Source organism: Psychromonas sp. CNPT3 (genome assembly GCF_000153405.2).
Taxonomy (GTDB): Bacteria; Pseudomonadota; Gammaproteobacteria; order Enterobacterales; family Psychromonadaceae; genus Psychromonas.
Window position 1 is genome coordinate 2639420 of record NC_020802.1, and the last position, 13253, is coordinate 2652672.

Below are 13253 nucleotides of genomic sequence, written 5' to 3' on the forward strand. Positions count from 1 at the left end.
ATATTAATATTGTATTAATAGCGTTAATAAAATGATTAATAATAATGATTAACAAAATTGAAGTGCGAAAAGCGGTTATTCGGTCGCGCAGTATACAGTAAGAAAAGCTATTTTTTAAGAGAATATGCTTAAGATCACACATTTTTTAAACTATTTTAAGTCTGTAAGGGTAAAAAACACGCTGCAATATCTGCGTATGTTGATGTAATACTGATATATATTCATTTTTTATCGCATTAGAAATAAGAGCATTAAATATACAATAAAAGAGGCCAACGACCATTTTCAGTTAAATATTAAAAGTCACGGTTGATAAGTGAAAGTAATGTTAGCCGAGCAATCCGGTTTTATAATGTGAGCCGTGAAGTAGCGCGCTTTAGAAACAACAAAGCCCCAACAATTTCTTGTCAGGGCTTCATCTAAATGTGGCAGGGGTGGAGAGATTCGAACTCCCAACATACGGATTTGGAATCCGTCGTTCTGCCGTTGGAACTACACCCCTGCAGACGCCTGAATAATACCGAAGCCAAAATTAAAGTAAAGCAATTTATGACTGCAAATAGGTTAACTGCTGATAAAACGCACATTTATCATAAAATATAGCGTTGAAAGTAGAAAATAATCAAATATATGAATATATTTATATGCAAACGGTATGCTTAGTTATCTCATAACAGTAATGATAAATACTAAATTTAGGAAAAAATATGACAGAAAATAATTATGACTTCGATTATATTTGTATTGGTGGTGGCAGTGGTGGTATTGCTTCGGCAAATAGAGCCGCTATGCATGGCAAAAAAGTTGCGATCATTGAAGCTGTCGCACTCGGCGGAACCTGCGTTAATGTTGGCTGCGTCCCTAAAAAAGCAATGTGGTATGCCGGACAAATTGCCGATGCACTACGCTACGCACCGGATTATGGTTTTGATGCTCCCTTGAAAAAATTTAGCTGGGAAAAATTAATTAAAAGTCGTGATGCTTACATTGGGCGTATTCACCAATCCTATGATCGTAATCTTGCCAATAACAATGTTACAGTGATCAAAGGCTTTGCGACATTTATTGATGATCATTGCATTGAAGTTAATGGCGAGAAGCTACGTGCACCCCATATCAGCATTGCAACCGGTGGGCGCCCTATCGTGCCTTCTATCCCAGGGGCTGAGCTAGGTATTACTTCCGATGGATTTTTTGCTCTACGCTCACAACCGGAACGTGTTGCTGTTGTTGGCGCGGGTTATATTGCAGTTGAAATTGCAGGTGTCTTTAATGCTCTGCACAGTGAAACGCACCTATTATGTCGTAAACACACTGTGTTACGTAGCTTTGATAGCATGTTGTCATCCACGCTAGTTGAAGTAATGCAAACAGAAGGTCCGACGCTGCATACTCACAGCACACCAAAGTCAGTCACTAAAAATGATGACGGTAGTTTAACGCTGCACCTTGAAAACGCCCCCTCATTAACGGTTGACTGTATTATCTGGGCCATCGGCCGAAGCCCTGCAACCGATAATATCGGTCTTGAAAATACCCAAATCAAACTTGATAAAAACAATTTTATTAGTGTTGATAAGTATCAAAATACCAATGTTTCTGGCATTTATGCACTCGGTGATAATACCGGTGAATTACAATTAACGCCGGTTGCTATAAAAGCGGGACGCATGCTTGCAGAGCGTCTCTTTAATGGTCAAGTCGATGCGCACTTAGATGCCACTTTGGTGCCTACCGTTGTATTTAGTCATCCGCCTATTGGCACCATTGGTTTAACACAAGAAGAAGCGAAGGCGCAATACGGTGAAGATAATTTAACGGTTTATAGTTCGCAATTTACCAGTATGTACACAGCCCTTACAGAGCATCGCCAGCCAACACGCATGAAATTAGTTTGTGCAGGTGAAAATCAACGCGTTGTAGGTTTGCATTGTATTGGTTTTGCATCAGATGAGATCTTACAAGGATTTGGTGTTGCCATGAAAATGGGCGCAACAAAAGCTGATTTTGATAGCTGTATTGCAATTCACCCCACCAGCGCTGAAGAATTTGTCACCCTAAAATAATCTAAGCTATCGTCTGTTGCTGCCCTTTATCAACGCGCAACAGACGTTATACCCAAGCACTAAAAGTGATCATTCTTGCTTGTAGAAATGATCACTTAATTAATGCCATTGCTCTTATTAATGTTCACACTGAAAAGGGATATTTTATCGGATCATGGTGTTGATAATCTTCAATGCTAAAATCATCCATGCTCACCCACGTTTCCAGATCTTCTAAACTCTGTATTTTAGGATTAATAATCAACTTTGGTGACGCAAACGGTTGACGCGTTAATTGCACATCACGCATCAAGGCTAATTGATCTTCGTAAATATGTGCATTAACGATTTTATGATATGCCATTCCCGCTTTTTTACCGGTGATCTGTGCCATTAACGCTAAAAAAGTAAACACTTGTACTTGATTAAAATTAAGCCCCAAGGGTACATCACAAGAACGCTGGTAACTCGTTAGATGCAAGGTGTCCCCTATCAATGAAAATGTATGGGTATGCATGCAAGGACGTAAGCAACCTAGGTCAAATTCACCCGGATTATAAAAAGTGATGATTTCAGCGCGATCATCAATGCCTTGCTTAAGGTTATCAACTACTTTTTTAAGCTGATCTAAGTGGCTACCATCATGATTTTTCCACGAACGCGCTTGTATGCCATAAACGCGGCCCATGTCGTCCTCGCCTTTACGCACTGGGTTATTAAGCCAAGCTTTATTTAAGTTGGCATTGGCGTCCCACGTTTTCGTCCCTAACGCTCTAAAATCAGCAGCATTATCATAGCCACGTATGTAACCTAAAAATTCCGCTATCGCTGAACGATAAAAGCTTTTACGCGTCGTTATCATTGGGAATTTATTATTACCCACATCATATTCAAGATCTGCATTAATGACCGTTAAGCAACGCTTAGCGGTGCGCGCATTCTCAATCCAATGACCTTGTTCAACAATGCGTTTGCAGAGATCCAAATATTGTTTCATTTTAATTTAACCTTTTTCTAGTGAGCTTTATTGCAACGTGCTTTTCTATATCCGTAAACGAGCAAAGTAACCCCTGCAATAAACATCGGAATCGATAAAATTTGTCCCATTGTTAATCCAAAACTTAAGAACCCTAATTGCGCATCAGGCTGTCTTGCAAATTCAACAATGATCCTAAAAGTAGCATAACCGACTAAAAACACCCCGGTTATCGCGCCAACAGGTCGAGGTTTTCGCATGAAAATCAGTAAAATAATAAACAGTACGACACCTTCTAATGCAAATTCATATAATTGTGAAGCATGTCGCGGTAACGGCCCTGCATTAGGGAATATCACAGCAAGCGGAAAATCAGTCACCCGCCCCCATAGCTCTGCATTGATAAAATTGCCGATCCGCCCAGCGCCGAGCCCAACCGGTAATAAAGGAACAATAAAATCACCGACGGATAAAATAGCGCGTTTGTTTTTTAATGCGTAATAAATGATCGCAAACATCACCCCTAAAACGCCACCGTGAAAAGACATCCCCCCTTGCCATATTTTAAAAAGATACAAAGGATCATCAATAAAACGAGGAAATTGATAAAACAAAACATAGCCAACGCGTCCACCTAAAATAACGCCCATAAAACCATAAAAGAGTAAATCACTCGCTTGCTCTCTCGTCCAGAGTCCATTAGACCGATCACATTGCTTATTGGCCATCCAAAATGCAAAAACAAAGCCCACTAAGTACATTAATCCGTACCAGCGAATATCTAAAGGTCCAATACTGATAGCGATAGGATCTATTGTAGGTAAAACAAAAGTTGATGCCGACATTTATGATTTCATCCAGTCATGAAGTAAAACAATATAATAACTTAATATCGCCCCCAAAAAAACTTTTAAGACATATCTCTGCAAGAGCTTGATCTATGCATTATTCACTCTTAACAAAAAAAACATGCGCCAAATCACTCTATTGGCATGTTTATGTTACATTGTGAATGAAAATCAGGCATGTTTTAACATTTCTTAACTTTGCATATTCAAGGATAAGGAGTATATAATTAAATTAAATCACCTACGGATGGGTGTGTAACGCCAATGACGGTCAAATACAATGCATGAGTAAACGGATTTATAAATTTTGCATAATAAAAGGAAATAACATATGAGCGCTCCACCTAAACTTTTTAAGCGACTTTTAAACAGTAGCTTAGTATTACAAATTATAATTGGTATTATCGCCGGTATTTTAGTTGCCACCTTCTCTCCAAGCAGTGCTCAAACCCTATCTTTCCTCGGTGATTTATTTGTTAATGCATTAAAAGCAGTTGCCCCTATTTTAGTTTTTGTCTTAGTTGCTTCCTCTATTGCCAATCAAAAGAAAGGCACTAATACAAATTTAAAACCCGTTATCCATCTTTACCTTATGGGTACGTTACTCGCAGCAACCACAGCGGTCATGATAAGTGTACTCTTCCCGACTACCCTTATTTTAAGCGCAACAGATATTCAAGCAAATCCACCTGAAGGTATTGTTGAAGTATTAAATACGCTGTTATTCAAACTGATAGATAATCCAATACATGCATTAAGCACCGGTAACTTTATTGGTATTTTAGCTTGGGCTGCAGGTTTAGGCCTCGCATTACAACATGCATCACAAACAACTAAAACAATGGTCCATGACATATCTAATGCGGTCGCTAAAATTGTGCATATCGTTATCCGCTTTGCGCCTTTAGGTATTTTTGGTTTAGTGGCTGGCACCTTTGCTGAAACAGGTTTTGCTTCTTTATTAGGTTACTCGCATTTATTAATGGTATTACTCGGCTGTATGCTGGTTATTGCCCTCATTGTTAACCCGGCAATGGTCTACGTTAAAATTCGTAGAAATCCTTACCCGTTGGTATTTCAATGTTTACGTGAATCGGGTGTGACCGCCTTCTTTACACGTAGCTCAGCGGCTAATATTCCGGTTAATATGGAATTGTGTAATAAACTAAAATTACATGAAGATACTTACTCAGTATCAATACCTTTAGGTGCGACGATCAACATGGCAGGTGCGTCAATTACCATTACGGTATTAACGTTAGCTGCAGTGCAAACGTTAGGTATTGAATTTGATATCGCCACCGCTATTTTATTAAGCGTTGTCGCTGCCGTATCAGCTTGTGGCGCATCAGGCGTTGCCGGTGGGTCATTACTACTGATCCCATTATCATGTAGCTTATTTGGCGTCCCTAATGAAATCGCGATGCAAGTCGTTGCAATTGGCTTTATTATTGGTGTGGTACAAGATTCAGCTGAAACCGCATTAAATAGTTCAACCGATGTTCTATTTACAGCCGCAGCTTGCCTCTCTGAAAATGCACATGCAGTTGAAACAGAGACATCTCTTAACAAAGCATAATCGCTCATAAAAAAGAGCCTGAATGGCACATATGCATTCAGGCTCTTTTTTTTGGATAAAATACAGATTGTTATGTTAAGTAACAGACAATCTGTATTTACTCACTGAAAAATATTTCTAAGTATTTTTCTTATAGTTAGGAGTGCGGCGATAACGCTTCTCTCTCTTTTTCTCCGAATTACTTTTCATCAGCGCAAACGTGGGTGTAGAGAATTCTTTTAATGCTTTACGATACACTTCACATTTAAACTGCACGACCTGACGTACTGGATACCAATAAGTTACCCAGCGCCAATCATCAAATTCAGGATGTCCACACGCATCAAATGTAATTTGTTCATCGTCTGCTATCAATTGTAATAAGAACCAGCGTTGCTTTTGACCAATACAAATTGGCTCAGGAGAGTCCCAACGAATTAAACGTTTAGGTAATTTATAACGTAACCAATAGCGAGTACTTGCTAATATTTTGACGTGATCCGCTTTTAAACCCACCTCTTCATAAAGCTCGCGATACATTGCTTGCTCGGGTGTTTCCCCCGACTTTATGCCCCCTTGGGGAAATTGCCAAGAGTGTTGTCCATATCGTTTAGCCCATAAAACCTGACCCAGTTTATTACAAATGATAATACCGACATTAGGGCGGTAGCCGTCTGTATCTATCACGTTTATACCTTTTTATTATTATACCAAAGGAATTAATATAGCTTCCATGTATTGCGCAGGAAAAATTAACACTAGCAAGGCGTGAGTTGTAGGAGATAGTTGTTCTCACTTCAAAACTCACAACGCAGGTAGGGATAATTTCAACAAGCAAGACGGGTAACCTTTTTAGTTCCTTTGGTATTAGTATTAGAGCTGTCTCTATCTTTACATAAAGAAGAAGCATAGCAACAGGATCATTATGTGTCTTATCATAGCAAATTGCTCTGTAAATTACTGCTTCTATGCATATTGCTAAAAACATGCCAAAGCAACACGGTTAAAATAGCAGCGGATCTCAATATAAATAATCAGGGATCTTTAATCTATCGTGTGTTATCCACACTATTTAACCTACGTAAAAACGATAAATATAAAGCTGTTAATAAATACAAATTAATCCACGAAAACTGTGCATAACTTTGTGTATAATTAAATTCAGCATTCACTTTCTCGCTTTAATTCTTATACCCTTTTTAATTTTAAAAAAAGATAAAACAAAAAACACATTAACTAACAATGCATTACGAAAATTATTTTATTAAAAAACGACGATACTGTGTTTAAAAACAGTACGGGTTATGCACAGAGATATGTGCATAAAACATGCGCTCAAAAAAACAACGTTGCCTGTAATTCCCTCTGAATTTGGTGTTAAAATAGACTTGAATATCAACGCTAGCTCACATTTTCATAATTTCCAGATGTGATCACATTAAAAGTAGCCAACAAAAGAGTTATCCACCAATAAAGTGGATAACTCTGTGTAACTGTGTTGCAAAAGAGATGCATAACATTCAATAACAGTTAATATAGCACTTGATAACTTTTAAAAAAGAGAACACTAAATGACTCACACCCCGCAAACTACGGCCGATCTACTGCATTTATGTGAAAACATTTCCGGTTATTCGTTATCTGAGTTAGCTCAACTTGCCAATATCCCCATTCCTGCCGATCTTCGTCATAATAAAGGCTGGGTAGGACAACTCATTGAATGGCATTTAGGCGCAACGGCGGGCAGTAAACCAGAGCAAGACTTTAAACATTTAGGCATTGAATTAAAAACGATCCCAATTGATTCGCAGGGGAAAGTATTAGAAACCACCTTTGTGTGTAGCGCCCCTATTATCAACATCACCGGTTTAACTTGGGAGCAGAGCAATATTTATCATAAATTAAAATGTGTTTTATGGTTACCCGTTCAAGGAGAAAGACAGATCCCACTTAAGGATCGTATTGTAGGCAATGCTTTCTTGTGGGTGGCATCAGAGCCACAAAACAACGCGCTTAAAAATGATTGGAATGAATTAATGGATAAAGTTGCCCTCGGTGAAATCGAAACGATTAGTGCGCGCGATGGCCAAATATTACAACTGCGACCTAAAGCTGCCAATGGGCGCTGCCTTACCGACGCCTATGGGAAAGAGGGACAACTCATAAAAGTACGTCCGCGCGGGTTTTATCTCAAAAAAGCCTTTACCCAAGCTATTATTGACCAACAATTTAAACTGTCTTGATGCGTCCAGTCCCTCACTAAGGGCTTTGCATTCATCGCTAGCAACGATTAAAAAGACGTTATGCATTTTATGATGCGCTCTCTTTAGTTATACTGTTTTAATTAACAGTGTTTATCAGGTGTATAAAATGAGTAATATAGAAATTCGTGGTGCAAAAACACACAACTTAAAAAATATAGATTTAACGATCCCTCGCGATAAATTAGTAGTGATCACCGGTCTTTCAGGCTCCGGTAAATCTTCACTCGCTTTTGACACTCTCTATGCAGAGGGGCAGCGACGCTATGTTGAATCCTTATCCGCTTATGCACGGCAATTTTTATCACTCATGGAAAAACCAGACGTTGACCATATTGAGGGTTTATCACCGGCAATTTCCATTGAACAAAAATCAACATCACATAACCCACGCTCGACGGTTGGTACGATCACTGAAATTTACGATCATCTGCGTTTATTATTTGCGCGTATCGGCGATCCCCGTTGCCCAACACATAAAGTTAGCCTTAAGGCGCAAACGGTCAGTGAAATGGTAGATGCTATTCTTGCGCATCCTCAAGGCTCTAAGATGATGCTACTCTCACCTGTCGTAAAAGATCGTAAAGGTGAACACGTTAAATTGTTGGAAAGTCTAGCAGCTCAAGGGTTTTTACGCGCCCGTATTGATGGCGAAATTTGTGATTTAAGTGCGCCTCCTACATTAGCGTTACATAAAAAACACCGTATTGAAATTGTCATCGATCGCTTTAAAGTGCGCCCGGATCTTAAACAACGCCTTGCAGAGTCTGTAGAAACAACATTAAAACTCAGCGAAGGCACCGCCATCCTTGCTTTTATGGAGGGAGATGAAAAAGAACAGCTGTTTTCAGCTAATTTCTCCTGTTCTGAATGTGGTTATAGTATTACCGAGTTAGAGCCTCGTATTTTTTCTTTTAATAATCCAGCGGGTGCATGCCCTACCTGTGATGGTTTAGGGATAGAGCAATATTTTGATCCTAAACTGGCGGTTAATGATGTCGATTTAAGCTTAGCCGATGGCGCTATCTCTGGCTGGGGTAAAAAATCAAACTATTACTTTCAATTGCTTTGCGCCCTTGCTGATCAAGATGGTTTTTCGGTACAAACTCCCTTTGCAAAGCTAAGCCCTAACAATAAAAAACGTATTTTATATGGGACCGAGAATGAAAAAATATCCTTTGAATATCATAATGAAGACGGCGACAGTATTATTCGCTTACACCCCTTTGAAGGGGTTATTCCTAATCGTATTCGCCGCTATAAAGAAACCGAGTCAAATACGATCCGCGAATACCTTGAAAAATATATGGATCGCCAGCAATGCTCAAGTTGTAACGGCTCTCGTTTAAAAATATCGTCCCGTAATGTTTTTATTAAGGATGTAAATTTACCTTATATCAGTGCACTGTCTATTGCTGATGCACAGATTTTTTTCCAGAATTTAACCTTACAGGGTCAAAAACAAAAGATAGCCGATAAAATATTAAAAGAGATCTTAGAGCGTCTGCATTTTTTAATGAATGTGGGTCTTAATTACCTGAGTTTGGATCGTAGCGCAACCACACTGTCCGGTGGTGAAGCACAACGTATTCGCCTCGCAAGTCAAATTGGCGCTGGTTTAATGGGCGTTATGTATGTATTAGATGAGCCTTCTATCGGCCTGCATCAGCGTGATAATGCGCGCTTATTAAAAACATTAACGCATTTGCGCGATCTTGGGAATACGGTAATTGTGGTTGAGCATGATGAAGATGCGATTAGGCAGGCGGATCATATTATTGATATTGGCCCCGGCGCAGGCGTACATGGTGGTGAAGTTATCGCCCAAGGCACTTACAAAACGATTTTAAAAGCCAAAAACTCACTCACCGCAGATTATTTAAGTGGCCGTAAAAAAATCGAAGTTCCCCGCATTCGCACACCCTTAACAGATAAGTGGTTGGTCCTTGATGGACTCACAGGTAATAATTTAAAAAATATCCAAGTTAAGATCCCTGTTGGTGTTTTAACCTGTATTACCGGCGTTTCGGGATCAGGTAAATCAACATTGATCAATGATACCTTATTTCCTGTTGCACAAAGCAAGCTCAATAAATCGCAACTTGATAAAGTAGCACCCTATAAAAAAATCAGTGGTTTATCTTATTTAGATAAAGTGGTCGATATTAACCAAAGCCCTATTGGGCGTACGCCTCGCTCTAATCCTGCCACTTATACGGGTATCTTTACGCCTATCAGAGAGCTTTTTGCAGCCACGCCAGAGTCACGAGCACGAGGTTATAAACCGGGACGCTTTAGTTTTAATGTTAAAGGGGGACGCTGTGAGTCCTGCCAAGGTGATGGCGTTATAAAAGTTGAAATGCATTTTTTACCCGATGTTTATGTTTCTTGTGATACTTGTCATGGCGCGCGTTATAATCGCGAAACCTTATCCATTCTCTACAAAGGGAAAAATATTGAGCAAGCCTTAAATATGACGGTTGCAGATGCGTTTCACTTTTTCAGTATGATCCCGGTTATTGCGCGTAAATTAAAAACATTAATGGATGTAGGCCTTTCTTATATTCGTCTAGGCCAAGCGGCCACCACATTATCGGGTGGCGAGGCGCAACGCGTAAAACTTGCCAAAGAGCTATCCAAACGCGATACCGGTAAAACATTATATATTCTTGATGAACCGACCACTGGATTGCATTTTCATGATATTGCTCAACTCCTCAAAGTGATCCATACATTGCGTGACAATGGTAATACGATTATTATTATTGAGCATAATCTTGATGTGATCAAAACAGCAGACTGGATCATTGATTTAGGTCCTGAAGGTGGCGATGGCGGTGGCGAAGTAGTTGCATCCGGTCGCCCTGAAGAGGTTGTCAAAGTCGCGGCCAGTTACACCGGGCATTATTTAAAAGCTCTTTTAAGCATTAAATAAGTAAAGAAATTGCATTTTATAAGGGTTTTCCATTATAAAATGCGATCATTAATGTTCACACTCGAACAAATAAAGCATATACCTCTATAGCAAGAGCACACTTTTTATAGAGACAATATTATTACAAGGACTGTAAATGCGCTTTAAACTAAGCATCCAAACTATCTATAAGATTGTTTTTTTCTTATTAATGGCCGTCGGGATGCATTACGTACAAATAAACAGAGGGGGCAGTGGCCTCGCTTTACCTCAAAATAATATTGTATGGATTTTTATCTCGCTACTTATTAGTCTTGGCCTTTACCAAGTTAGCCGTATCAAAACGCTTTATTACAGTCACTTTAGTATTGCTTTTTTGATTGCCATCGTCTTTTTTTGTGTGCCCCTTATTTATGCAAACAATACCTTAGCAATACAAAGCGCGAGCCGTTTACTGGGCTTAGGCGCAGGATTTTTAGTGTTTTTAAGTTTTCAGCAGATGCGCTTTAAAAAGAGCGATATATTGCATTTGTTAATATTTATTGTACTCGCAGGCGCTCTGCAAGCTATGTATTCTTTAATACAAAGCTACCTGCTTAGCGAACATAATTTCATTGGCTATGACATCCATTATGGGCGACCGTACGGCGTGTTTCAACAACCCAATGTACTGGCCTCTTTTATGGCCACCACACTCATATTAAGTGCTTATTTATTATCTAAAGTCCATTGCCAAAAACAACACGTTTTTTTATTGATCAGTGCCTTTTTATGCATGTGGGTTTTGGTATTAACCCAATCGCGTAGCGGTTATTTAGGTCTTCTGATAGCCTTAGCATTTGTTGCGCCACTGCTCTATAGTGCGCATAAAAAACGTTTTTTCTTTTTATTACTCGCCTTAAGCCTCGGTTTAAGTTGCGCGCTACTTAAAGATGATGCACTACAAAGTCGCTCATTAGAAACGATGCAATCGGGTGGTCCCCGTATCACCCTGTATACACAAAGTATGCAAATGATCCTAGAAAAACCCTTACTGGGTTACGGCTATGGAAGCTTTCCAAAAAGTTATCTTTTCGCATTTGCTAAAAGTGTCAGTCAAGATGAATTTAGTGCGCAACAAGGCTACCTGACCCACCCTCATAATGAGTTTTTATTTTGGGCGGTTGAAGGCGGCATTGCACCTTTGTTTGCAATACTCATCCTCTGTGTTGCCTTTTTACGTTTATTACGCACCCAGAAACGCAAGCAAGCACTGGCTTTTTGTGCGCTAGTGATCCCTATCATAGTGCACACTCAAACAGAGCTCCCTCTGTACCAATCCGCCATACATTGGTTTACCTTGTTATTTTTAGTTTTTTATATCGATAATGCTACGCAAAACAGCAAAAATTGTCACTTCAATGCACCGCTTATATTAAAACTCAGTGCACTGTTACTGCCTTTAATTTGTGCACTCTTTATGCTGACCAACCTAATGTGTATCGACAAAATAACCCACTATGAGCGCTCAAAAGATAAAAACATTAAGGCTTTAACCTCTATTATTAATCCTTTTGTTTTCCAAAGTCGTATTGAATATCATTTTAGTAATTACCGTTTAGCACTGGCTATACAGGCGAAGCGTCCTCTCGAAATAATAAAATTAATAAAAGTGGTCGAAAAAAAAATAAAAACAACACCCAGAGCATATTATTATCTTTTGTTATATACGGCCTATAGCAAAACAGATCAGAATAAAAAAGCGACCGAAATCTTAGCTCAGGCACGCTATCTTTTTCCTTTAAACGAACATATTTTACAACTCGATAGTGCATCTATAAAGTAATGATCGAAATACACAGAATATTTAAGTGCATTGCTATAACACTGTTAAAGTTGGATCATTTATTGCTTAACATAGAGTTAACGCTAACTCATCGCTCCGTCATTAAAAGGCATTCAAAGACATGAAACAACCTACTTTATCTGCCTTCTTAATGGCTATTTTTATATTGCCATTTATTAGTCTTAGCCTGTGCGCTGATATCTACCTGTATGTAGATGAAAAAGGTAATCCACATTTTTCTGAGTCTAAAACCAACGCTAAATACCGTTTATTACTGCGCTCCGATAATAATACTAAAAAGGGTAATTTTAAAAATTGGAAAAATAAAACCTATACCAATATTCATATTCCTTATAACAAAAGGCTGCAACGTAAATATCACTCTCTCATCAATCGAGAAGCAAAGCGTAACCAACTTGAAAGCGCTTTCGTTCATGCAGTGATCACGGCAGAATCAAGCTATAAAGTGAGGGCAGTTTCACGAGCGGGAGCAATGGGTTTAATGCAACTAATGCCTGAAACGGCTAAACGCTTCCATGTCACAGATCCCTTTAATGCACAGCAAAATATCGCAGCTGGCACGCGCTATTTAAAGATACTCTTAGCCGAATTTAAAACTAAGGAATTAGCACTGGCAGCCTATAATGCAGGAGAGGGCACAGTAAGGCGCTATAATAATCAGATCCCGCCCTACCCTGAAACCAAAAAATATGTCAAAAAAGTACTCGATTTTTACCGTTATTATAAGAAACATTAAACAGACATTGATAGTCATAACAGAAATAACACCGATTCTCTGTTATGACACAATTTGACATACCCTCAA

The 13253-nt window shown here is 39.0% G+C and carries 9 protein-coding genes and 1 tRNA gene; 6 read left to right on the forward strand and 4 right to left on the reverse strand.

The window, feature by feature from the left end; genetic code table 11:
• Window positions 1-426 precede the first annotated feature (426 nt).
• Window positions 427-502: transfer RNA gene (locus tag PCNPT3_RS11640), tRNA-Trp, on the reverse strand.
• A 205-nt stretch (window positions 503-707) separates the two neighbouring features.
• Here PCNPT3_RS11640 and gorA point away from each other — a divergent pair.
• Window positions 708-2066 carry a glutathione-disulfide reductase gene (gene gorA / locus PCNPT3_RS11645; RefSeq protein WP_015466057.1) on the forward strand — a complete coding sequence of 453 codons (1359 nt, stop codon included), beginning with the start codon at window positions 708-710 and terminating at the stop codon, window positions 2064-2066.
• Between the two features lie 124 nt (window positions 2067-2190).
• Here gorA and PCNPT3_RS11650 read toward each other — a convergent pair whose 3' ends face one another.
• Together PCNPT3_RS11650 and lgt are read right to left on the reverse strand one after the other, a co-directional pair.
• The gene (locus PCNPT3_RS11650) at window positions 2191-3042 is read right to left on the reverse strand and encodes a thymidylate synthase (protein WP_015466058.1); all 852 of its coding nucleotides are present in this window, start codon (window positions 3040-3042) and stop codon (window positions 2191-2193) included.
• A gap of 17 nt (window positions 3043-3059) precedes the next feature.
• Window positions 3060-3866 (reverse strand): prolipoprotein diacylglyceryl transferase, encoded by an 807-nt coding sequence (lgt, locus tag PCNPT3_RS11655; protein ID WP_015466059.1) that lies wholly within the window; start codon window positions 3864-3866, stop codon window positions 3060-3062.
• 334 nt (window positions 3867-4200) lie between these two features.
• On the opposite strand from lgt, the gene sstT reads away from it, so the two are divergent.
• Entirely contained in the window at window positions 4201-5448 is a 1248-nt protein-coding gene (gene sstT / locus PCNPT3_RS11660) for a serine/threonine transporter SstT (RefSeq protein ID WP_015466060.1), read from the forward strand.
• 117 nt (window positions 5449-5565) lie between these two features.
• On the opposite strand, the gene rppH is transcribed toward sstT, so the two are convergent.
• Complete coding sequence (gene rppH / locus PCNPT3_RS11665; RefSeq protein ID WP_015466061.1) at window positions 5566-6114, reverse strand: RNA pyrophosphohydrolase; 549 nt, start codon at window positions 6112-6114, stop codon at window positions 5566-5568.
• Window positions 6115-6998: 884 nt separating this feature from the next.
• Here rppH and mutH point away from each other — a divergent pair.
• The 4 genes from mutH (at window position 6999) to PCNPT3_RS11685 (ending at window position 13184) form a co-directional block, all read left to right on the forward strand.
• Window positions 6999-7670, forward strand: a complete 672-nt coding sequence (mutH, locus tag PCNPT3_RS11670) for a DNA mismatch repair endonuclease MutH (RefSeq protein ID WP_015466062.1) — start codon at window positions 6999-7001, stop codon at window positions 7668-7670.
• Window positions 7671-7797: 127 nt separating this feature from the next.
• Window positions 7798-10623, forward strand: a complete 2826-nt coding sequence (uvrA, locus tag PCNPT3_RS11675; RefSeq protein WP_015466063.1) for an excinuclease ABC subunit UvrA — start codon at window positions 7798-7800, stop codon at window positions 10621-10623.
• Window positions 10624-10759: 136 nt separating this feature from the next.
• On the forward strand, window positions 10760-12427 hold the full coding sequence (locus tag PCNPT3_RS11680) for a PglL family O-oligosaccharyltransferase (protein ID WP_015466064.1): 1668 nt from the start codon (window positions 10760-10762) through the stop codon (window positions 12425-12427).
• A gap of 121 nt (window positions 12428-12548) precedes the next feature.
• Window positions 12549-13184, forward strand: coding sequence for a lytic transglycosylase domain-containing protein (locus PCNPT3_RS11685; protein ID WP_015466065.1), 636 nt, complete (start codon window positions 12549-12551; stop codon window positions 13182-13184).
• The last annotated feature ends 69 nt before the right edge of the window (window positions 13185-13253 follow it).